Annotated in this window: 18 protein-coding genes; 13 read left to right on the top strand and 5 right to left on the bottom strand. The window is 69.8% G+C overall.

The window, feature by feature from the left end:
* The first annotated feature begins 22 nt into the window (after positions 1 to 22).
* Positions 23 to 601 (top strand): hypothetical protein, encoded by a 579-nt coding sequence (locus tag M6D93_RS17665; protein WP_249771272.1) that lies wholly within the window; start codon positions 23 to 25, stop codon positions 599 to 601.
* A gap of 36 nt (positions 602 to 637) precedes the next feature.
* Here the strand turns inward: M6D93_RS17665 and M6D93_RS17660 are convergent, their stop codons facing one another.
* A complete protein-coding gene (locus M6D93_RS17660) occupies positions 638 to 1,372 on the bottom strand; it encodes an AfsR/SARP family transcriptional regulator (protein WP_249771270.1) in 735 nt (244 codons plus the stop codon).
* Positions 1,373 to 1,664: 292 nt separating this feature from the next.
* On the opposite strand from M6D93_RS17660, the gene M6D93_RS17655 reads away from it, so the two are divergent.
* The 5 genes from M6D93_RS17655 (at position 1,665) to M6D93_RS17635 (ending at position 8,874) form a co-directional block, all read left to right on the top strand.
* Positions 1,665 to 3,407, top strand: coding sequence for an esterase/lipase family protein (locus M6D93_RS17655; RefSeq protein ID WP_249771268.1), 1,743 nt, complete (start codon positions 1,665 to 1,667; stop codon positions 3,405 to 3,407).
* 10 nt (positions 3,408 to 3,417) lie between these two features.
* On the top strand, positions 3,418 to 5,499 hold the full coding sequence (locus M6D93_RS17650) for a CHAT domain-containing protein (RefSeq protein WP_249771266.1): 2,082 nt from the start codon (positions 3,418 to 3,420) through the stop codon (positions 5,497 to 5,499).
* Positions 5,496 to 7,019 (top strand): nSTAND1 domain-containing NTPase, encoded by a 1,524-nt coding sequence (locus M6D93_RS17645; RefSeq protein ID WP_249771264.1) that lies wholly within the window; start codon positions 5,496 to 5,498, stop codon positions 7,017 to 7,019. Before M6D93_RS17650 ends, M6D93_RS17645 begins: the two co-directional genes overlap by 4 nt.
* Before the next feature lie 18 nt (positions 7,020 to 7,037).
* The gene (locus tag M6D93_RS17640) at positions 7,038 to 7,868 is read left to right on the top strand and encodes a gasdermin (RefSeq protein ID WP_249771262.1); all 831 of its coding nucleotides are present in this window, start codon (positions 7,038 to 7,040) and stop codon (positions 7,866 to 7,868) included.
* Positions 7,869 to 8,001: 133 nt separating this feature from the next.
* Positions 8,002 to 8,874: a PIG-L family deacetylase gene (locus tag M6D93_RS17635; RefSeq protein ID WP_249771260.1), complete on the top strand. Its 873-nt coding sequence runs from the start codon at positions 8,002 to 8,004 to the stop codon at positions 8,872 to 8,874.
* 28 nt (positions 8,875 to 8,902) lie between these two features.
* On the opposite strand, the gene M6D93_RS17630 is transcribed toward M6D93_RS17635, so the two are convergent.
* Both M6D93_RS17630 and M6D93_RS17625 read right to left on the bottom strand, forming a co-directional pair.
* Entirely contained in the window at positions 8,903 to 10,906 is a 2,004-nt protein-coding gene (locus tag M6D93_RS17630; protein ID WP_249771258.1) for a putative bifunctional diguanylate cyclase/phosphodiesterase, read from the bottom strand.
* A 67-nt stretch (positions 10,907 to 10,973) separates the two neighbouring features.
* Positions 10,974 to 11,450 (bottom strand): DoxX family protein, encoded by a 477-nt coding sequence (locus tag M6D93_RS17625; RefSeq protein WP_249771256.1) that lies wholly within the window; start codon positions 11,448 to 11,450, stop codon positions 10,974 to 10,976.
* 227 nt (positions 11,451 to 11,677) lie between these two features.
* Between M6D93_RS17625 and M6D93_RS17620 the strand changes: the two genes are divergently transcribed.
* The 5 genes from M6D93_RS17620 to M6D93_RS17600 are packed head-to-tail and all read left to right on the top strand — an operon-like array spanning position 11,678 to position 16,841.
* Positions 11,678 to 13,255, top strand: a complete 1,578-nt coding sequence (locus M6D93_RS17620; RefSeq protein ID WP_249771254.1) for a sensor histidine kinase — start codon at positions 11,678 to 11,680, stop codon at positions 13,253 to 13,255.
* Positions 13,255 to 13,959: a response regulator transcription factor gene (locus M6D93_RS17615; protein ID WP_249771252.1), complete on the top strand. Its 705-nt coding sequence runs from the start codon at positions 13,255 to 13,257 to the stop codon at positions 13,957 to 13,959. Before M6D93_RS17620 ends, M6D93_RS17615 begins: the two co-directional genes overlap by 1 nt.
* 52 nt (positions 13,960 to 14,011) lie before the next feature.
* Complete coding sequence (locus tag M6D93_RS17610; protein WP_249771250.1) at positions 14,012 to 15,124, top strand: sigma-E factor regulatory protein RseB domain-containing protein; 1,113 nt, start codon at positions 14,012 to 14,014, stop codon at positions 15,122 to 15,124.
* Complete coding sequence (locus tag M6D93_RS17605; protein ID WP_249771248.1) at positions 15,121 to 16,029, top strand: ABC transporter ATP-binding protein; 909 nt, start codon at positions 15,121 to 15,123, stop codon at positions 16,027 to 16,029. Before M6D93_RS17610 ends, M6D93_RS17605 begins: the two co-directional genes overlap by 4 nt.
* On the top strand, positions 16,026 to 16,841 hold the full coding sequence (locus M6D93_RS17600) for an ABC transporter permease (protein WP_249771246.1): 816 nt from the start codon (positions 16,026 to 16,028) through the stop codon (positions 16,839 to 16,841). Before M6D93_RS17605 ends, M6D93_RS17600 begins: the two co-directional genes overlap by 4 nt.
* Positions 16,842 to 16,915: 74 nt before the next feature.
* On the opposite strand, the gene M6D93_RS17595 is transcribed toward M6D93_RS17600, so the two are convergent.
* A complete protein-coding gene (locus M6D93_RS17595) occupies positions 16,916 to 17,773 on the bottom strand; it encodes a lipase family alpha/beta hydrolase (protein ID WP_249771244.1) in 858 nt (285 codons plus the stop codon).
* Here M6D93_RS17595 and M6D93_RS17590 point away from each other — a divergent pair.
* Positions 17,748 to 19,118: a mycothione reductase gene (locus M6D93_RS17590; protein ID WP_249771242.1), complete on the top strand. Its 1,371-nt coding sequence runs from the start codon at positions 17,748 to 17,750 to the stop codon at positions 19,116 to 19,118. The two genes, M6D93_RS17595 and M6D93_RS17590, sit on opposite strands and share 26 nt — an antisense overlap.
* Positions 19,115 to 20,056: an ROK family protein gene (locus tag M6D93_RS17585; RefSeq protein ID WP_249771240.1), complete on the top strand. Its 942-nt coding sequence runs from the start codon at positions 19,115 to 19,117 to the stop codon at positions 20,054 to 20,056. The genes M6D93_RS17590 and M6D93_RS17585 overlap by 4 nt, the downstream gene beginning before the upstream one ends.
* Before the next feature lie 40 nt (positions 20,057 to 20,096).
* Here M6D93_RS17585 and thiD read toward each other — a convergent pair whose 3' ends face one another.
* Positions 20,097 to 20,927 (bottom strand): bifunctional hydroxymethylpyrimidine kinase/phosphomethylpyrimidine kinase, encoded by an 831-nt coding sequence (thiD, locus tag M6D93_RS17580; RefSeq protein WP_249771238.1) that lies wholly within the window; start codon positions 20,925 to 20,927, stop codon positions 20,097 to 20,099.
* Positions 20,928 to 21,035: the final 108 nt, after the last annotated feature.

Below are 21,035 nucleotides of genomic sequence, written 5' to 3'. Positions count from 1 at the left end.
CACCCCGAAACGCCCGCAGCCTGTGATTACCCCGCAATTCATCATCGCTGGAGTCACGTTCGTGGTGGGCCAGGCCGTCGCCTTCGGTCTCATTCCAGAGGCGACGAGCACCAAGGTGGTGAGCTCGGCGCCGATCGTGGTCGGGGTGGCCTTCGCGGTGATCGCGGCGCTGCACGGCACGGCAGCGGTGTACAGCGCTCGCAAGGTCACCCCGAACGCCGACCCGACGGCGATGGTGACCCAGCCGGACGGCAGCCAGGTGCTGGAGCCGCTGGTGCCGTTGTCGCTGGCCGTTCAGGCCGCTCCCAACACGGCCGGCATCGAGGACGGCGACCACGACTTCTCCGACCTCGACGGGAGCTCGAGTGGCTCAACGCTCGACGGGACGGGTCTGGCCGATCCGGCGGGCACTGCGGGCACTGCGGGCACTGCGGGCACTGCGGGCACTGCGGGCACGGCGGGGATGGCGGGCACGGCGGGCTCGGCGGGGATGGCGGGCATGGCGGGGATGGCGGGCATGGCGGCGGATCCGAATCCCGGCGCCGGAGTCCTGGGCGGGGCGGGTATGCCGGCCCGGTCGACGTTCCAGCCGGCTTCGTAGATCGTTTCCCCGAGCTCGGCTGCCCTCAGCGGGCCGTCAGCCCATGTCGCGGACGAGTTCGGTCACCTGCGGGGACGGGTCGAGCCCGAGTTCTGAGCGAAGCAGCCGCCGGTACCAGTCGTACTGTCTCAAGGCCTCGCTGGCATTGCCTTCGGTGAGATAGATGGAGATGAGCACCCGGTGCGCGCTTTCGCGAAGCGGCTCGGCGCGTACGGCGGCCAGCCCGGCTTCGACGGCCTCGCCGAAACGTCCCTGATCGAGCAGGCGCCGCGACATCGCCTCCAGGCCGTGCAGGCACAGCTGTCGCAGCCGCTCCCGTTCGACGAAGATCCAGTCGTCGGCCGTCCAGTCGGGAAGCAGTTCCTGCGTGAGGTCGCCGGGGTCGGACTCCGCTTGGGTGAACGAGCCGCTGGGGTCCATGAGCCGGCGCACGAGGTCGGAGACCAGATAGACGTCGACGGTCAGCGATTCCGCCAGCCGCATATGAGTGTTGGTGCTCATGACCAGTTGGGAACACGGGGTCCGCATCCGCCACAAGGTCGAGCGCAGGCTGGCCTCGGCGCGGGGCTGGGTGCTCTCAGGCCACAGGCTGCCGGCGACGTAGGTGCGTACCAGTTCCCGTGGGTGCAGGGCGAGGAACGCGATCAGCCGCTGGACACTGAACGGCAGGTCGATGCGGTGTCCGGAGCGCGATAGGGAGAAACCCCCCAGTAGCGAAAGGTGATACTCGGGCGGTATCCGTATTCCGTCTTGTTGGTCTGTGTTGACCATATTCACGCTCATAGGGCCCCCCAGCCCGGCGATCACGCCGAGAGCGGACGGGTGGGGTATCCACTCAGCAACGGACAGTAGCAGCACTTTCGCCCGTCAGGGGAAAGTATTCCCACCGCCAGGAGGCGCACTCGGTGCGTCCTGATACCGCCGCGGCGCCATGCTGGTGGTGTGCCGTCGCGCAGAGCCCTTGGTGAGGCTGTGACGCGCGGGTGACGCTCGGTCCCTAGCGTCGTACCCGGGATGCAGGATGTTCAGGCTCGCTGCGTCGACGGCGGGGAGGGCGCGACAGATGACGATGACCGATACCTCTGAGCCGGCCGCCGCGTCGGGGCCGAGCGCACGGCCCGACCGGACCCACGAGCGACTGCCGATCGTCTATGTCCGCGGCTACGCCGGACCGACCGCGGGCATCGACAGCCAGGTCGACGACCCGTTCTACGGTTTCAACCACGGCGCCACCCACGTTCGGGTCGGCGGGGACGGCGACCCGTCGTACTACCAGTTCGAAGGCCCGCTGCTGCGCCTGATCACCGAAGAGGGCTATCAACTGCTGGTGCACGGCGACCAGCAGCAACTGCTCGAGGACGCCGAGGACGGCAGCATCGCGCCCAATTCTCTGTGGGTCTACCGCTTCTACGACCAGGCCGCAACGACGTTCGCGGCGCCGCAGCACCACGGCCTGCTCCCGGATCTGATGGCCAAGATGCATCACCGGGTGAGCGCCGACGGCTTCGACATCGAGACCGCCGCTCGAGGGCTGTACGACCTCATCCTGCTGGTGCGCCGTCGCACCGGCGCGGAGAAGGTCTACATCGTCACGCACTCCATGGGCGGCCTCGTCGCGCGCTGCATGATGCAGAAGATCTGCTTCACCGACACCGACACCGACACCGACGACCGGAACGTCGACCGCGACGGCGATGGCAGGCCCGACGGCAAGCACCGGTTGCCGCCACGCGAGATCGTGGCCCGGCTGTTCACCTACGGCGGCCCGCACGGGGGCATCGCCTTCGACGCGCAGGTCCTCGACTGGGCCGAGAAGGCGTTCGGCCCGGCCGGATCGGACATCTTCGCGCCGGACAAGATGTACGGCTACCTCACCCCTGGCGCCCACTTCGGTGACACCGCGCCGCACGGGACCTCCTGGGACCCGCAGCGGATCGATCCCGAGGTCTTCGACCCGAACGACATCTTCTGCCTCATCGGTACCGATCCGAAGGACTACGGCGCTTCGCGGGTCGTCGTCGGACCGAAGAGCGACGGTCTGGTCAGGATCGAGAACGCCTACGTCCGCGGGGCGAACCGGGCCTATGCCTACAAGTCCCATTCGGGTTCCTACGGCGAGGTGAACTCCGAGGAGGGCTATCAGAACCTGCGCCGGTTCCTGTTCGGCCGTTGGCAGGTCAAGATCACCCTCGGTGGGGTCGTGCCGCCGGGTGAGCGTGACGGCAACCAGATCTGGCAGGCCGACCTCGCGCTCGCAGTGCGCGGACTGCCCGTCGTCCTCAGTCAGCAGGCCGCCGAGCACTGGTGCCCGATTCAGCTCAACGACGAGATCGGGCGCGTCGTCGACACCCCCGATCACCCCGTACCGCTGGCCAGCACCTTCTTGCTGGACCCGCGGACCCTGCCCGGTGCGGCCGCGGTCCGGCACGGCGGACGGGCCCGCCACGTCCTGTCCCTGAAGGTCTTCCAGCTCGACCAGCGCGGTGGGGTGTTCCACTTCGGTGAGCACCTCGAACAGATCTCGGACTGGAACGACGCCTTGATCGTCGACGTCGGCCCGGACGACACCGGCCGTTTCCAGGCCTGGGCGAACTGGAACCAGGCGGTGCTGGGCGCGAACGCCTCTGTGGACCCGATCGGGCCGCCGGTGGAGTTGGACGGCTCCAACGGCCGATACCGGGCCAGCATCGCGCTGCCGGCCGCGGCCCAGGCGTTGCCGATCTTCGGCGCGCACGCCTGCCTCGGCCTGGAAATCCTCGACCGGGCGACTGTCGCAGCCCAGCCGGCGGACGCACATCGGTCCTGAGGAGCCAGCCATGCTCAACGACCACGTCGACCTCGATCTCATCCTGCGCTGGAGTGCCGCGGCCGACGGCTTCGATGTCACGCTGATCTTCGACTACCCGAGAACGGCGCAGGACTACCAGGAGTTCGTCGACAAGCCGCTCGTCCTCGACCTGCCCCGGCTGGACGCACTGCGCGGCGACGAGCAGGGCTACGGCAACGCGCTCACCGAGATGGTCTTCGGAGAAGCGCAGTTGCGCGCGTCCTTCGCTCGATCCCTCGGCCTGGCCGGCCGGCTCCCGGTGCACCTGCGGCTGTTCGTCGATCCGCGTTCTGACCCGGCGTACCAGGCGGTGCGGTGGGAGTCGCTGCGCGATCCGGAGTCCGGCAACCGGCTGGCCCTGAGCGAGGGCCTGCGCCTGTCCCGGTACCTGAACAGCTCCGACTGGCGCCAGATCGCCCCGCACCCGCGCGAGGGCGACCTGAGCGCCCTCATCGTCGTGGCCAATCCTGCCGATCTGGACGACTACGTACCGGCCGGGACGGTGCTCGGTCAGGTGGACGTGGCGCGCGAGCTGGCTCAGGCCGAGGCCGCGTTGGCCGGTATGTCGATCACGCGGCTGCCCGACGGTGCCGGCCGTGGCCCAACGCTCAACGCGATCGTCGATGCGCTGCGGGCGGGGACCGACGTGCTGTACCTGGTCTGTCACGGCACCATGCACACGGGCGCGTCCGAGCTCTACCTCGAGGACGAGCGCGGTGACACCGACCTCGTCGCGGGTGAGGAACTGGTGCGCCGGATCTCCGAGATCGGTCGGCTGCCCGCCGTGGCCGTGCTGTGCTCGTGCCAGTCCGCCGGTCCGGGCGATGAGTACCGGGCCGGCGATCCCGAACCGCTGGCCGGTCTGGGGCCGCAGTTGTCGGCGGCGGGGGTGGCGACGGTGGTGGCCGTGCAGGGCAACATCACCATGATCACCGCGGGAAAGGTACTGGGAAAGTTCTTCAGTGAGCTGTCGGCCGACGGGCTGGCCGACCGGGCGATGGCGGTGGCGCGTGGTGGCGTCAGCGACCGGCCGGACTGGTGGATGCCGGTGCTGTATTCACGCCTGCGACGCGGCCGCTCGTGGTACGAACCCCGTTTCGGTGGCCGCGAGCACGGACTGTTCAGCGATCTGCGCACCCGCATCAGGCAGAGCGAGTGCGTCCCCGTGGTCGGCTCCGGGGTCGCGGCGGAGGGATTCATGCCCACGCGGGAGGCGCTGGCGCACAGTTGGGCCGACCGGCGGCAGATGCCGATCACCCCAGCGGGACGGGGTGATCTGGCCAAGGTGGCGCAGTACCTGGCCGTGGACAGTGGGCCGGACATGCCCAGGACCGAGCTCAAGCAGTACCTGCACAGCTACCTCAAGCGGCGCCGGTCGGCGCAGTGGCCGGACCTGAACTGGGACGCGCCGCTGCAGGAACTCATCAGCGAGGTGGGGCGGCGCTACCGGCAGGAGGCCGGCACGGACGACCTGTACGCGATGCTGGCCGCGCTGGAGCTGCCGATCTACATCACGACCAGCTGGACCAACCTGCTCGAGGATGCGCTCGCCGAGGCCGACCGCGAACCACTGACCCGCTTCTTCGACTGGCACCGGCGTCGCTTCGTCGAGCCGGACTCGCGCCGGCGGCAGAACGATTCCCCGACGGTGGAGCAGCCCTTGGTCTATCACCTGTTCGGTGCGCTGGATCGGCCCGACTCCGTCGTGCTGACCGAGGACGACTACTTCGGCTGGTTACGGGCCTGGATCAAGCGGGTGGACAAGGGCGCGGACATCCCCAACTGCGTGAAGGCGGCGCTGACGTTCAAGCCGTTGCTGTTCCTCGGTTACGGCCTGGCCGACTGGGAATTCCGCGTGTTGTTCCAGAGCATCAAGAGCTTCGAGGGCAACGACAGTCTGCGTGACCGCGGCAATGTCGGGGTGCAGGTGAGTCCGGAGGCGCTGACCATCGATCTGGAATCGGCCCACGACTACCTCAAGGAGTACTTCGAGGAGGATCGGGTGGAGATCTACTGGGGTAGCTGCGGCGACTTCCTGCGCGACCTGCACCGGGTCGAGGTCCCGTCATGAGTTCGGCCACGGCGATGGAATCGACCGGGACCGCGGCGGAGGAGGGACCTCGAAACCCCTACGTCGGGCCCCGGCCGTTCCGGGTCGAGGATCTCTACTTCGGCCGGGAGCAGGAGGCCCTGGGGCTGTCCGACAGCGTGCTGGCCGGACGCGTGGTGTTGTTGCATTCGCCTTCGGGCGCGGGAAAGACCTCGTTGCTGCAGGCCTCCGTGGTCCCGGCACTGGCCGCACGCCGCTTTCAGATCTGTGCGCGGCGTAAGCCGAATCTGTCTGCCCTACGGGTCAATGCCCCGGTACCAGCGGGGGGAACCGGCAACCGCTACGTGTACAGCGTGGTGGCCGATCTGGTCGGGGGACTGCCGGTGGGCGTGGCTCCGGACGAGCGCGAGGTGCGGGACTGGACCATCCGCCGGGCGCTCGACGCCCTGGCCGAAGTGGCCCAGGCGCCGCAACGGCAGTTGATCGTGCTGGACCAGTTCGAGGAGATCCTGACCCTGGACCCGACCGACCAGGACGGTCAGCGGGTGTTTTTCGAGCAGCTGGGCGAGGCCCTGGATGCCGACAATCGCTGGGCGATCTGCGCGATGCGTGAGGACTACATGGGTGGCCTCGATCGGTTTTTGCGTTACGTTCCCGGCCAATTCCGCTCCACCTACCGGCTCGACCTGCTCGACCTGGAGGCGGCGCTGCGGGCGATCCAGGAACCGGCGGCCGCGCGCGGCGTCCACTTCGGCGACGAGGCCGCCGCGACGCTCATCGACGATCTGCGCCGGGTCAGGGTGCAGAGCCCGGAGCAAGAGGTCAGCGAGCTCAAGGGAAACTACGTCGAACCGGTGTTGTTGCAGGTCGCCTGCGACGGTCTGTGGCGCAAGCTCGAGGAGGACCGGGAAGAACAGGGTGGCCGGTTCGGCGAGATCACCACCTCCGACGTGATCGACTTCGGCCCGCTGGACACGGCGCTGTCTCGCTACTATCGGCTCGTCGTCCGCAAGGCGGCCAAACGCGACGAGGCAGAGGAGCGGATCATCCGGGACTGGGTTCAGGACCATCTGCTCACCGAGGCCCAGTTCCGCAGCCAGACGCGCACCCGCCCGGCGGTGAGGAATCCGCAGGAGGTCATGCAGTATCTGCAGCGCCGCTACCTGGTCCGGGAGGACCCACGACCGGGCGCGGTGTGGTGGGAACTCACCCACGATCGCCTGATCGACCCGGTGGTCGAGGACAACCGGCTGTGGCGTGACCGGCACCTGTCGCGCTGGCAGCGCGATGCCTACGAGTGGGGTCGATCCAATCGAGATTCCCGTTTGCTGCTGGGCGATCGCGCCTATCGGGCGGCCAGGTCGGCCACCCGCCGGGCGAGTCTGACCGAGGTCGAGCAGGCCTTCCTCGACGAGTCCGGCAAGGCCGTCGCGCACGAGGGGAAGTTACGTCGGATCCAGTCCTGGCTCGGCGTCTTCCAGGCGATCCTGGTCGTCTCCGTCGCGTTCAACCTGGTGTTGCTCTACCTGCTGCTGCGGTGATCGCGAGAGGAGGACGTCATGGGCTTTCGTGCCTGCCGTCATGAGGACCCGTTCACCAGACGGGTGCGTGATCTCTACGGCGCCAATGTGGTCGCCGCACCGCGGACCGGTATCGATCCGCTCCGGGTGCTGGCGGTGCGCAATCGAAGGGTGCAGGACCGCGGTCTGCTGCCGGCCTTCCTCACCTCGCCGCAGGAACTGACCCTGCCGCCGGTGCAGACGCAACAGGTGGCCGGCCTGCAGGGCACCCGGTCGGCGGGACTGGATGTCGAAGGCGGCCTCGCGCTGACCGGTACCTTCCTGCAGGCGTTGGGACTTCCGATCCCCGGGGGGGAGCTCAAGACCTCGCTGTGGAAGGGCGCCACGTCCGTGGAGTTCGAGGTCCGCGAGGTTCGTCAGCACCAGGTGGATGTGGGCGCGTTGGGCGCTGCCGTGACCGGGCTGGCGATGAACCGGGCCCAGCCGGCGGCGGCGGTGTTCTTCGACCCCGACCCGGACCGGATGCTCATCGTGACCCGGACGCTGACGAGCACCGGTTTCGCGGTGCGCTGCACGGACAGCGGCGCTCAGTCGATCGAGGCCTCGGTCGACGCCATCTCCGACGTCCTGGGCAAGGCCGACGTCGGGGTGTCGTGGAACCGGGAGAGTTCCGACGTCGTCTCCTTCCACGGTCCGGTGGCGGTCACCTTCGCTTTCGGCGCGATCGGGTGCACGATCCAGCCCGACGGCACGGTGCTGTTCGGCCGCGAAGCCGACGACCTCAGATTCGGCGCCGGTCGCCAGGACTCGCCGGCGCTGGTGGCCCGCCCGGTCGTCGACGAGGACGGCCTGCTCGTCCTCGACGGCTGACCCCGCGGCGGCCTTGCCGTGCCCCCGCGGCGGCCGTGCAGCGCCCCCGCGGCGCCCCCGCGGCGCTTCCGCGGCGGCCGTGCAGCGCCCCCGCGGCGAGCTGCTGTCGGTGCCGGTCCCTACGCTTGTCGGTATGGCAGATCTTCCGCTGACGCTCATGGCCGTCCACGCCCACCCCGATGACGAGGCCACCGGCACGGGCGGTGTGCTGGCTCGCTACGCGGCCGAGGGCATCCGCACCGTGCTCGTCACCTGTACCGACGGCCGGTGCGGCGACGGTCCCGGCGGCGTGAAACCGGGCGAGGACGGCCACGACCCGGCCGCGGTGGCGGCCATGCGGCACGACGAGCTGGAGGAAAGCTGCGCCATCCTCAAGGTCAGCGCGCTTGAGGAGCTGGGCTACGCCGATTCGGGGATGATGGGCTGGCCCACCAACGACGCACCGGGCTCCTTCTGGACGACGCCGGTGGCCGACGCCGCGTCCCGGCTGGCCGAGCTCATCCGTCAGTACCGCCCCGACGTCGTGGTGACCTACGACCAGAACGGCTTCTACGGCCACCCCGACCACATCCAGGCGCACCGCATCACCATGGCCGCGGTGGAGCTGACCGGCATCCCGGCCAAGGTGTACTGGACCACGGCCCCGCGCTCGCGGATGGCCGACTTCGAACGGATCATGCGCGAGCACGGTGCCGATTGGGACGAGCCCGCGGAAGCGAACCCGGACCACGACGAGGCCGCGGCGAGCGAATCCGCCGGCCAGCTGCGCCGGGACGAGATCGGCCTGCCCGATGATCAGATCACCACCTGGGTCGACACCGCGGCCTACAGCGATCAGAAGTTCGACGCGCTGGCCACCCACGCCAGCCAGAACGACAACATCTTCTTCCTGCGGCTGGGCCGGCAGACCTTCGCCGACTTGATGAGCACGGAGGCCTTCCTCCGGGTCGCCGACTCGACGGGGGCACCGACTCCGGAGGACGACCTGTTCGCCGGTCTGCGCTGAACCGAGCGGAATCGCCGGTGAGCGCCGGTCAGGGCCGTGGGCGCAGCAGGGTGACGTCGAGGAGGTCGACCGCGGCGGTGAGCTGGGCCGCCAACGCCTCCGACGGGATCGGCCGCGCGAGTAGGTAGCCCTGCACCGTGTCGCAGCGGTAGGCGTCCAGGTGCTGCAGAATCTCGGTCGTCTCCACGCCTTCGGCGGTGACGGTGAAGCCGAGGCTGTGACCCAGTTCGATGACCGAACGCACGATGGCGGCGTTGCGTTCGTCGCTGAGCATCGCCAGCACGAAGGCCTTGTCGATCTTGAGCTCGCTGATCGGCAGGGTGGCCAGGTACCCCAGGCTCGTCTGCCCGGCGCCGAAGTCGTCGATCGAGATACGGACCCCGGCCTGATGCAGCTCGTCCAGGGTGCGCGCGGCCCGTCGTGGGTCGGCCATCAGCGAGGTCTCGGTGATCTCCAGGATGACCCGCTTGGGGTCGACCTGGTGCTCGGCGAGGACGGTGAGCACGTCCTCGGTGAAATCGGCACGGGCCAGGCTGCGGGCCGAGATGTTGATCGCAACGGCCAGCTGACCGGTCGGGTCCAGCGCGGGCAGCGCCTCGCCTGCGCTGGCCAGCACCCACCGGGTCAGCTCGTCGATCAGCTCGGTCTGCTCAGCCGCAGGCAGGAACGCGTCCGGGTACAGCAGGCCCCGCTTCGGGTGCTGCCAACGCACCAGGGCCTCGACGGCGGTCACGGTTCCGTCGCTGAGCGAGCCCTTCGGCTGATAGTGCAGCACGAGTTCCCCGTTGGCGATGGCTTGGCCGAGTTCGCCCACCAGCGTCAGGGTCGTCGAGTCGTACTGATCGAAGTCGGGCCGGTAGTGCACGACCCCCAGATGCTGGCGTTTGGACTCGTACATGGCGACATCCGCGCGTTGCAACAAGGCGTCGGCGTCCGTCCCGTCGTCCGGGGCGAGCGCGAAACCGATGCTGGCCTCCATCGCCAGCGGCAGCCCGTCGAGCTGCAGCGGCTCGGCGACGGTGGCCCGGAGCCGGCTCAGTACCTCGACCGCCTCGCCCGGCCCGTGCAGGCCGGACAGCACCACGCCGAACTCGTCGCCACCCAGGCGCGCGATCGTGTCGCCTTCGCGCATGTTGAGCTCGAGACGTTCGGCCAGCATGATCAGCAGCCGGTCGCCGTTGCCGTGCCCGAGAGTGTCGTTCACTTCCTTGAACCGGTCGAGGTCGACGACCGCGACGGCGACCTGGCGGCTCGCCGTGGCGGCCGCTACGGCATTGGCGGCCCGCTCGCCGAACTGGGACCGGTTCGGCATGCCGGTGAGGGCATCGTGCGAGGCGAGGAATCCGTTGGCCGCCGACTGGCGCCGCAACTTCCGGGTTACCGACACCGAGACCGCCAGCAGACAGACCCACAGCAACGCCAGTCCGGCCAGCAACGCGACCGTGAGGGCGCGACGGCCGTGCGCGATGTCGGCGGCGATCGGCGCGTAGGGCAGGTACAGCTCGAGCACTCCGACCGGCCTGCTCGAATCCACGGCGCGTAGCGGCAGGTAGGTCTCGACCACCCGAGGACCTCGCGGTCCGGAGTCGCCGGCATCGGCGTTGAGAAAGCTCAGTTTCGAGACCACCTCGCCGCGGGCGGCTTCGGCGGCCTCGCCGTCGTCGGCGCCTTCGCCCAGGCCAGTGCCGTCGTCGGAGAAGATCACGATTCCGGCCAGCGAGCGGATCCGCAGGCGGGAGACGAGCCCGGCGGTCACGGCGTGGCGCACGTTGGCCCGCAGCTGCGACTGTTCGCTGCTGGACAGCCCGGCCGCGAGATCGCTGCCGTCCAGGGCCGGGACGATGGTGGTGTGGGCCAGCAGATCAGCTTTCGCGCGCGCTTCGGCCATGCCGTGGGCGTCGGCCTGTCGGCCCAGCAGACCGAGCAGGGTCGCACCGAGGATCAGGACAGGGACCAGGCTCACGGCTGCGTACACGGCGAACAGGCGCCGCACCGCATGGCGGGCGCCGATGATTCCCCGGGGCAGTCTCACGCCTGTCAATCGACGGACGCGGCGTTGATGTGAGCGCGGTCAGTTCACGCCGGCCCAGGGTGGGCGTTCAGGAGTGGCCCGGGAGCTGCTCACCCAACTGGTGGGCCCGTACCCGCGCCTCGCGCTTGGCCCGGTAGGCGATGGACGGCTTGCCGTGGGTGTCGACCGCCGCCAGTAACAGTCCTCCGACCATGCTCATGTTCTTCAGGAAGTGCAACTGCTGCTGAGCCCGCTTGGCCGGATCGGTCTCCTCCCAGAAGCGGTGGCCGGCCAGCGTGGTCGGGACCAGGCTGGCCGCCAGCGCGAACGCCGACAGGCGGGGGAACTTGCCGAGGCCGAGCAGGATGCCGGCGCCCACCTTCACCCCGGCGTCGACCCGCACGAGCTGGGCGGTGTTCGACATTCCTGGAAGCTTCGCCGGCAGATCACCGACCACCTTGTCGGCCGCGGGGGCCTTGGTCTCGGGATTGCGGAGGGCGTCCATCCCGCCGTAGACGAAGGAGCTGGCCAGTAGGGGGCGCGCGAGGCGGCGAACGAGGGGCATCTGTCCATTCTGCGCAGATCGCACGGCGATCACCACCATCCGAGGGGCGAGCCGGTGCCGGCGCCGGTTTGGTCGGAGGTGATCTCGGCGTGTCGCTACCAAACGGGGCAGAACTCTTGACGGTCAGGTCGGAATCTAGTTAAGTCCCCGCTGAGTGTTTACAGCGGGTTAAGGACGGGCCAGATCCGGACATTTCCCGACGTCTACGGGGGACGTGTATGGGGGAAATGCGCGCCTATCGGGGTGCTGATCGACGGCATCCGGTGGCGATGGCCACGAACCGGCGATTGCACCGGCGCGTGCGCTCGTTCAGCGTGCTCGCCCTGCTCGGGGTGCTCGTGCTCGCGGTAGCGGCCCCCCGGCTGCGCGCCACAGAGTTCCAGCAGTTCATGGCCTCATTGCGGGCGGTGGGCGCCACCCTGTTCATGGCGGCCGGATTCCTGCGCCTGGCCCGCTGGCGGCTGACGGGCGAGGCCCGGGTGGCCTGCAGCGCGATCGCGCTCGTCACCCTGGGCTCGGCCCTGTGCCTGGTCGGGATCCTGGGCCCGTTGCTACGCCACGATCCCGGCGTCGCGACGTCGATCCCGCTCGCGCGGCTGTTGTTCGTCCTGCCCGTGCTCGGCGTCCTGGCGATCGGCCTGCGGACTGCCCCGGTGCGGGCCGGCCTGCGCCCGGGGCGGACGATCGCGGTCCTGCTGGCCGGCATGATCGCGCTGTCAGCGCTGGTCAGCGCGCCGGGCATGCTCTGGTTCACCCTCGGGTCGGGCTCGCCGGTGTGGTTCGGAGTCGAGTGCTCCGCCGCGCTGGCGTGGCTTGCGCTGGCCTGGGGGCACTTCCGCGGCGGTCGCGCCGAGGCGCGTCGGGTCGGCCGGCTGACAACCCGCTGGGTCGCCTGGGGTATGACATTGATGGCGGCCTCGGAGCTGCTGCGGGCGATCAGCCTGGGTCACCCGGGTGCGGTCGCCGTGCTCGGCTCGGGGACGCAGGCGATCGCCGCGGGGTTGGCGGTGTCGGCAGCGGCCTGTGATCTGTGGGAGGCGTTCTTCTCCTACGGCAGCCGGACGGTCCGTCTCACCGGCGAGCTCGACGAGACCCAACGGGTGCTGGCCGACACCGAACAGCGGGAACGCGAACGCATCCACGACGCCCGGACCGCGGTGGTCGGTGTGCTCGGCGCGTCCCGTCTGCTGAGCTCGAACCCGAACCGGCGCACGGAGCACGGCCGCCTGCACGAGCTGATGACCGCGGAGCTGACGAGGCTGTCCACGGTGCTGGACCCGGTCGCCCGCGAGGAGATCGCACCGTTTGCGCTGGCCGTCCTGCAGCCCGTGCTGGAGGCGCAGCGGCTGGCCGGCCTGGATGTCCACTGGGATCTCGGCGAGCACGTCGTGCTGGGCCGGCGACTGGCGACGGCCACCGTGCTGGCCAACCTGCTCACCAACGTCGGGCGCCATGCGCCAGCCGCGTCGGTCAGCGTGACCGGTCGGCTGGCCGAATCGTGCGTGCGGATCGAGGTGTGCGACGACGGCCCCGGCATCGCCGTGGGCGACTTCGACCGCATCCTCGACCGAGGTGCGCGCGGGGCCGCGAGCACCTCCTCCGGCGTCCCCGGCAGCGGACTCGGCCTGTTCACCGCCGCACGGGCGATGGCCGAGCAGGGTGGCTGTCTGAGCCTGCACCCGTCGCCGTCCGGCGGCCTGCTGGTCCGCCTCGACCTGCCCTCGGCCGAACAGCGACGCCGGTTCAGCCCAACGACGGTGCTCCCGGGCGAGACGGTCGCGGTGTCGGCGTTGCGGGCCGGGTGATGAGCCAAGCGCCGGAGCGGCCCGACTGCGTCCCCGACTCCGTCCCCGAATTCGCGCTCGACTTCGTGCTCGTAGAGGACCACCTGCTGCTGGCCGAGACGCTGCGGCTGGCCCTGATCGATCGAGCGCTGACGGTCGAGATCCTCGCCCCGGCGCCGTTGCCGATCCTGCAGCAGGCGCTGCTGTCCCGTCGTCCCGCCCTCGTACTGCTCGATCTGGACCTCGGGGCCTTCGGCGACACCACCCCGATGATCCAGCCCCTGAGCCGGGCCGGCGTCCGGGTGCTGCTCGTCTCCGGGGTCAGCGACCCGCTTCGAGTGGCTGCGGCCGAACAGGCCGGCGCCATCGGCTTCGTGGCGAAGGCCGACGGTTTCGACACCCTGCTGGCCAGCGCCGAACGGGCACGGTTTCACGACGGATACCTTGATCCGCCGGCTCGGGCGGCCAGGCTGGCTGCCCTGACCGAGCATCGTGCGGAGGCGGCTGCCCGGCTCGGTCCCTTCGACCGTCTCACCGAGCGAGAGCAGCAGGCGCTGGTGGCGCTGGCCGAGGGGCATTCGGTCCGCGACATCGCCGATGATTGGTTCGTCTCCGAAGCCACCGTGCGCAGTCACGTCCGAGGCGTGCTCACCAAGCTCGGCACCGCCTCCCAGCTCGGCGCGGTCGCCGCCGCTCTCCGTTCGGGCTGGCTGCGAGCTCGCTGAGCGTTCCCTACTTGTTCAGAACCGGACGAATTCCGCGGACGTACGGTGAAGTATGGGGCGCAGCCGGCGGTGGACGATCGTGGTCGCCGCCGTCGCGACCCTGATCGGCTTGTCCCTGCTCGTCGCAGCCCGCCCCGCGCCGGCGTCCGGCCTGTCCGCCGCCGACCTGCGTGGCCGGGTGCTGGCCTCGGCGGGCATGCCCTACTCCGGCTATGCCGAAGCGGTAGGCAGCCTCAGCCTGCCGGTGACCACCTCCTTCAGCTCGCTGACCGACCTGCTCGGCGGTCGCACCCAGTTGCGGGTGTGGTTCGCCGGCCCCGCTCAGTGGCGGGTCGATCAGCTCAGCCTGGTGGGCGAGAGCGATACGTACCGGGACCACGACGGCACCATCACCTGGGACTACGAGCGCAGCCGGGCCACCTTCGCCGAGGTCGGCGCCGACGGTCAGGTGAGGTTGCCCGTGGCGACCGACCTGCTCCCACCCGAGCTCGGACGGCGACTGCTGTCGCAGGCACAGCCGGACGAGCTCGCCCGGATCGGGCAGCAACGCATCGCCGGTCACGCCGCCGCGGGCCTGCGGTTGGTGCCTCGGCAGACCGGCTCGACGATCACCCGGGTGGAGCTGTGGGTCGACGAGGCCAGCGGAATCCCGCTGAAGGTCCAGGTCTACGCCGGCGCGGGTTCTGCCGATGTCAGCACATCGTTCCTCGACTTCAGCGCGTCGCCTCCCGCCGAGCGCGACACCGCCTTCAGCACGCCGGTCGGCGCGAACCTCCAGGTCGAGCGCGGTCTGGACGTGCCGGGGCTGGTCCGGCGGTTCGCGCACGGCACGCCTCCGCCGGCTCTGGCGGGAGTGGCCCGTAACGACCAGTTGGGCGCGCTCGCGGGCACCGACCGCATCGGCGTCTACGGACGGGGCATCACCGAGTTCATCGCGGCGCCGCTGCCTGACCGATTGGCCGGATCATTGCTGTCCCAACTGGAGAAAGTTCCCTCGGCCGTCAAGGACGCCGTCGGCATCCACGTCGCCGTCGGACCGGTCTCCCTACTCCTGGCCACGGCCTCGCCGACACGATCGGCGTGGCTGCTCACCGGTTCGGTCACCAGCTCGCTGCTCAACACGGCGGCGGCGGATCTGCCCAGCAACGACGGGGGAAACCCGTGATCTCGACGTCCGGACTGACCAAGCGATACGGCAAGATCGAGGCCGTCTCGCAGGTCGATCTCGACGTGCGGGAAGGTGACATCTACGGGTTCCTGGGCGCCAACGGCTCCGGCAAGACCACCACCGTCCGGATGTTGCTCGGGCTGGTCCTGGCGACCTCCGGTGAGATCCAGGTTCTGGGGCAGGACATGCCGGGTGCCTCCTCGCGGGTGCTGGCTGAGGTTGGTGCCCTGGTCGAAGGACCGGCCGCGTACGGCCATCTGTCGGGCCGGAAGAATCTGCGGCTGTCCGACGCGGCCGGCCCGGCCAGACCCCGGCACAGCCGGGCCGAACGGATCGAGCGGGTACTGGCCGAGGTGGGCCTGGACGAGGTGGACGAACGGCCGGTGCGCGCGTACTCGCTGGGAATGCGCCAACGCCTCGGAATCGCCGCCGCGCTGCTGGGCCGTCCCCGCCTGCTGGTTCTGGACGAGCCGACGAACGGCCTTGATCCACAGGGCATTCGGGAGATGCGCGAGCTGCTGCAGTCCCTCAACGCCGCGGGGGTCACGATCTTCCTGTCCAGCCATCTGCTCGCCGAGGTGGAACAGCTCTGCACGCGCATCGGGGTGCTCGACCGGGGTCGGCTGATTCTGCAAGCCCCGCTGGCCGAGCTGCGGCGCCCGACCGGCAACACCGTGCTGATCACGCCCGACCCCGAGGCAGCGCTGGCGCTGCTCAACGGCCGCGTTCGCCATCGGGACGGGCAACGCCTGGTGGTGCGCGGCGCCGACCCGGCTGAGGTCAACGCCCGCCTCGTCTCGGCGGGCGTTGCCGTGTCCGAACTCGTGGCCGAACGCCGCGCTCTGGAAGACGTGGTGCTGGAAGCCAGCTCCGCCAGCGCGGATCGGATGAGCGCACGATGACCCGCCTGGAATTGCGAAAACTGTTCGGCCGCAGGCGAACCTGGCTGACGTTGATCCTGCTCAACGCGCTGCCCACCCTGGTGGCCGTCCTGCTGGCGACCACGCACATCGCCCCGCGACCGGGCCAGGGCCCGGCGTTCCTGTCGGCCGTCCTGACCAACGGATCGCTGTTCTCGGTGGCGGCCCTGGCCATCGTGCTGCCCCTGTTCCTGCCGATCGCCGTCGCGGTGGTGGCCGGGGACTCGATCGCGGGGGAGGCCCAGGCCGGCACGCTGCGGTACCTGCTCATCCGTCCGGTCGGACGCACCCGGCTGCTGGTCGCCAAGCTCGCCGCGGTGTTCGTCTTCGTCATGGTGACCGTGGTGGTGGTCGCCGGCGTCGGTTTCGTGGTCGGCCGGTTGCTCCTGGGTCATCAGCCCTTGAGCTCGGCGGTCGTCAGCGTCTCGGGAACGGAGCTGACCCCGGCCCAGTTGACCTGGCGCATCGCGATCGCCATTGCGTACACGGGTTTTTCGATGCTCGGCGTCGCCGCGATGGCCATCTTCCTGTCGACGCTGACCGACTCACCGCTTACGGCGTCCCTGGGTGCCATGGCGTTCCTGATCGGCTCCTCGGTATTCCTCACTCTCGACGCCGCGCGCTCGCTGCAGCCTTACCTGCCCACTCGCTACTGGCTCTCGTTCGTCGACCTCTTCCGCGATCCCGTCCTGCTGCGCAACGTCGAGCGTGGGGTGGTGCTGCAGGCTGTCTACGTCGCTGTCCTGCTGCTGGCGGCGTGGGCAAACTTCCAGTCCAAGGACATCACTTCTTGACGCGTGGTCGGGCGGTCTGACCACGGGCCGGAAAGGGGCTTCAGCCAGTACACCGCTTCAGCCAGTACACCGCTTCAGCCAGTACACCGCAGCGCCGAGAGTGGCACCGGTGCCCCCACGGCCAGTTCGGACTCGACCAGCGACTGCACCGCCGGGTCGGTGGGCAACGCGCTGTGCGTGACCTGGCTGGCCGGGCAGACGGCTTGGACCTGCACGTCCAAGGCGCCGGCCAGCTGCGAGGAGGTCGGCGGCAGGATCACGTCGTCGCGGGTGCTCCAGATCGAGACGAGGCTGGGCGAAGCTCGCACCGGCGAGGCGTTCAAACCGCTCAGCAGGGGGCTGTCCGGGGTCAGCTGCTGACAGGCCACCGGGCAGGCCGAGCTGAACAGCGAGCCGAGCGAGGCCAGTTCGGTGCCGTGATGCGGCGCGCCCAACGTGACTATCCGCCGCGCTATGGAGGATCCCCCGTGTGCGTCGGCCCAGAGCCTGGCCACGATGCCGCCGGCCGAATAGCCGACGACGTCCAGGCTGCCGGCGCCGGTGCGCGCCAGCAGTGCCTTCGCCGTCACCCCGAGGGCCACCGCCTGGGCCTGCAGGTCACCGGTTCCGCTGCCGGGCAAGGTCATCACCGAGACCGTCCGTCCGGTGTCCTTCGCCAGCCGTGCGGCCAGGATCGACAGACCCGTGCGGGAACCGCCGTAGCCCGGCACGAGCAGGATCGGACCGACCCGCTGTTGGTTCACCGGTGCGGGCGCGGCCTCGCCCCGCGAGCGGGACACCAGCAGCGCCGCCGAGGCCGCCAGCACCGCAACGACGATCAGGGCGCCCAGCACCAGGACCAGCCGGCGACGGGCCGGTGCGAGCGCGGACAGCATGGCGTCCATGATGCGCCAGTAGGCTGAGGCGGTGGCGGACTTCGACCTGGCGATCATCGGTACCGGCTCCGGCAACAGCGTTCTGACACCGGATTTCGACGGCAAGCGCGTCGTCATCATCGAGGAGGGCACCTTCGGTGGCACGTGCCTCAACGTCGGCTGCATCCCGACGAAGATGTTCGTCTACGCGGCTGAAGTGGCGACCACGATCACCGAATCCGCTCGCTACGGGATCGACTCGCAGCTGACCGGCGTCCGCTGGCCCGACATCCGCGACCGGATCTTCGATCGGATCGACCCGATCTCGGCCGGTGGCAAGACCTACCGCGAACGCTCGGACAACGTCACGTTGCTCACCGGGCACGCCCGCTTCATCGGGCCCAAGCGCCTGCAGGTCAGCACCGGTGAGGGCGATGTGATCGTGACCGCCGAACAGATCGTGATCGCGACCGGCGCGCATCCGATGATCCCCGACGTCATCGCCGAGTCCGGCGTGCCCTTTCACACCTCGGACACCATCATGCGCCTGCCAGACCTGCCGCGCCGACTGGTCATCGTCGGCGGTGGCTACATCGGGGCCGAGTTCGCGCACGTGTTCTCGGCCCTGGGCAGCGAGATCACCCTCATCTCCCGGTCATCGGCGCTGCTGCGGCATCTGGACACCGAGATCTCCGAGGCCTTCACCAAGATCGCCGGCCAGCAATGGGATGTACGGCTCTCGGTGCAGATCGAGGACGTCACCGCGACGGGCGGCCAGATCAGCCTGCGCCTGTCCGATGGTGGGGTGGTCGACGGCGACGTCCTGCTGGTGGCGACCGGGCGCGTTCCCAACACCTCCGGCCTCGACCTGGCCGCGGCGGGCATCGACGTGCTCGACGATGCCCGACTGCGCGTCGACGACTACGGCCGGACGAGCGTTCCCGGCGTCTACGGCCTGGGTGACGTGTCCTCCGAACATCAGCTCAAGCACGTGGCCAACCACGAGTCCCGCATCGTCGCCCACAATCTGGCCCATCCGCAGGACCTGCGCCCGTTCGATCACCGCTTCGTGCCGGCCGCGGTGTTCACCCATCCACAACTGGCAACGGTCGGCCTGACGGAGGAGGAGGTCGTGGAACTGGGCCTGGACTACGTCAGCGCGACCCAGCATTACTCCGGCACCGCCTACGGCTGGGCGATGGAGGACACCCTCGGCCTGTGCAAGCTCATCGCGGACCCGAACACGGGTCTGCTGCTCGGCGCGCACCTGATGGGCTACCAGGCCTCGAACCTCATCCAGCCGTTGATCCAGGCGATGTCCTTCGGTCAGCGGGTGACCGACGTGGCCCGAGGCCAGTACTGGATCCACCCCGCGCTGATGGAGGTCGTGGAGAATGCCCTGCTGAAACTGGGACTTTCATGATCGTCCCCGCCGTCCCCGCCGTCCCCGCCGTCCCCGCCGTCCCCGCCGTTCGCGCGGTCCCGATTCTGGAGGTCGGCGGGACGCACGTGACCACGGCCTGGATCGACCCCACCGGCTGGCAACCGTCCGGAGTGCGTCGGCGCTCGCTCGACGCCACAGCGGATTCATCAACCCTGATCGGCGAGTTCGTTGCGGCGGCGTCGGCACTGCAGGCGCCGGCGGGTGCGTGCTGGGGCGTGGCGATGCCGGGACCGTTCGACTATCTCGCGGGCATCGGTCGGTTCGCCGGCGTGGCCAAGTTCGAGAGCCTGAACGGGGTGAACCTGCGGACGGCGCTCCTGGAGAGTATTCGTCCGCAGCCGGGGTCGATCGGTTTCATCAACGATGCCAGCGCATTCCTCGTCGGCGAATGGCTGGCCGGGGCCGCCCGCGGCCGGGACCGGGTCGTCGGCATCACCCTCGGCACCGGGATCGGCTCGGCCTTCCTCGCCGACGGGGCCATCGTCGACGAGGGGCCACAGGTTCCGCCGCACGGTGAGGTTCACCTGCTCACGCATGACGGACGTCCGGTGGAGGATTGGGTTTCTCGTCGTGCCCTGCTTCGTGACTATGCCGAGGCGGGGGGCGATCCCGCCGCTGATGTCCGCGAGATGGCGCAGTCGGCCCGGGCAGGCCGGGGACCGGCCCAGGCAGTGCTCGATCGCTCCTTCCGTCTGCTGGGCGAGATCCTCGGACCGGTGCTGGCGCGCTTCGGAGCCGAGCAACTCGTGCTGGGTGGATCGATCAGCCGGGCGTTCGAGCTGTTCGAAAAGCCTTTCCGGATCGGGTTGTCGGCGGCGGCGCCAGGGCTGGCGATCGTGCTGGCCGCCGACGCCGAGCGCGCGGCGTTGGTCGGGGCGGCCTACCCGGCGCTGAGCGCGGCGGCATCGGCTGGCTGAGGCGATCCTGGCGCCCCGACCGTGACTCGCCCCGACGCGGTCAGTGCCGGTCGGTGAGCGTAGGCGGGGACAGCCGCCGGACGTCCAGCGCGTCGACCGGGCCGTCGCCCGCACCGAGACCGACCAGGCCGCAGCGCACCGCCTCCGAGGCCACGGTGCCGGCGGTCCGCGCCGCGCCGGCCAGATCCATCCCGCGCGCCAGGCACGCCGCCAGCGTCGCCGAATGGGTGCAACCGGCGCCGTGGGTCGCGGCCAGCGGGTAGCGCGTCACCGGCATCTCCAGATGGGCGCGACCGTCGTACAGGTGGTCGATCGGGTCGATGCCGTGGCCTCCCGTGACCAGGGCTGCCGGGGCGCCCAGGGCGACGAGCGCCTCGGCGATCTCCGCGCGGTTCTCGGTGCCCAGTCCGGTGAGCGCCTGGGCCTCCATCAGGTTCGGTGTGATGACCGTCGCGAGCGGGAAGAGTTCCTCGATCAGCGCGGCGACCGCGTCCTCACGCAGCAGCCGCGACCCCGACGAGGCCACCATGACCGGATCGATGACCAGCGGAATCCCCTTTCCGGCAAGGTGGTTCGCCACCGTGGTGATGATCGGGGCGGACAACAGCATGCCAGTCTTGATCGCCGCCGGCGGCAGGTCGGTCAGGACCGCCTCGAGCTGATCGGCCACGAACCGGGGCGGGCATTCGTGGATGGCGCTGACGCCGGTGGTGTTCTGCGCGGTCAGGGCGACGATGACCGACATGCCGTGCACCCCGCAGCGGGCGAACGCCTTCAGGTCCGCCTGGATGCCGGCCCCACCGCCGGAATCGGAGGAGGCGATGGTCAGCGCACGGGCGGGCAGGGCGGCAGCCGCCGCGGTGGAAGACACCGGGCGAGCGTACTAAGCTCGGCCTGTCCCGCGGGAGCCCGTGCAATTCGGGCTGAGAGGGCCACCAGTTTCTTTGACTGGCCGACCGCAGAACCTGCTCCGGTTAGT

This window comes from Jatrophihabitans telluris (assembly GCF_023516435.1).
Classification (GTDB): domain Bacteria; phylum Actinomycetota; class Actinomycetes; order Mycobacteriales; family Jatrophihabitantaceae; genus Jatrophihabitans_A; species Jatrophihabitans_A telluris.
Note: the sequence above shows the minus strand (reverse complement) of the source record. Positions and strands in the feature narration are given on the sequence as shown.

Bases quoted from the DNA above. Each gene is read 5' to 3' on its own strand.
- M6D93_RS17660 (WP_249771270.1), bottom strand. From the start codon at position 1,372: ATGGTCAACACAGACCAACAAGACGGAATACGGATACCGCCCGAGTAT.
- M6D93_RS17650 (WP_249771266.1), top strand. From the start codon at position 3,418: ATGCTCAACGACCACGTCGACCTCGATCTCATCCTGCGCTGGAGTGCC.
- M6D93_RS17620 (WP_249771254.1), top strand. From the start codon at position 11,678: ATGCGCGCCTATCGGGGTGCTGATCGACGGCATCCGGTGGCGATGGCC.
- M6D93_RS17640 (WP_249771262.1), top strand. From the start codon at position 7,038: ATGGGCTTTCGTGCCTGCCGTCATGAGGACCCGTTCACCAGACGGGTG.
- M6D93_RS17600 (WP_249771246.1), top strand. From the start codon at position 16,026: ATGACCCGCCTGGAATTGCGAAAACTGTTCGGCCGCAGGCGAACCTGG.
- M6D93_RS17635 (WP_249771260.1), top strand. From the start codon at position 8,002: ATGGCAGATCTTCCGCTGACGCTCATGGCCGTCCACGCCCACCCCGAT.
- M6D93_RS17645 (WP_249771264.1), top strand. From the start codon at position 5,496: ATGAGTTCGGCCACGGCGATGGAATCGACCGGGACCGCGGCGGAGGAG.
- M6D93_RS17655 (WP_249771268.1), top strand. From the start codon at position 1,665: ATGACGATGACCGATACCTCTGAGCCGGCCGCCGCGTCGGGGCCGAGC.
- M6D93_RS17595 (WP_249771244.1), bottom strand. From the start codon at position 17,773: ATGATCGCCAGGTCGAAGTCCGCCACCGCCTCAGCCTACTGGCGCATC.
- M6D93_RS17585 (WP_249771240.1), top strand. From the start codon at position 19,115: ATGATCGTCCCCGCCGTCCCCGCCGTCCCCGCCGTCCCCGCCGTCCCC.
- M6D93_RS17625 (WP_249771256.1), bottom strand. From the start codon at position 11,450: ATGCCCCTCGTTCGCCGCCTCGCGCGCCCCCTACTGGCCAGCTCCTTC.
- M6D93_RS17615 (WP_249771252.1), top strand. From the start codon at position 13,255: ATGAGCCAAGCGCCGGAGCGGCCCGACTGCGTCCCCGACTCCGTCCCC.
- M6D93_RS17610 (WP_249771250.1), top strand. From the start codon at position 14,012: ATGGGGCGCAGCCGGCGGTGGACGATCGTGGTCGCCGCCGTCGCGACC.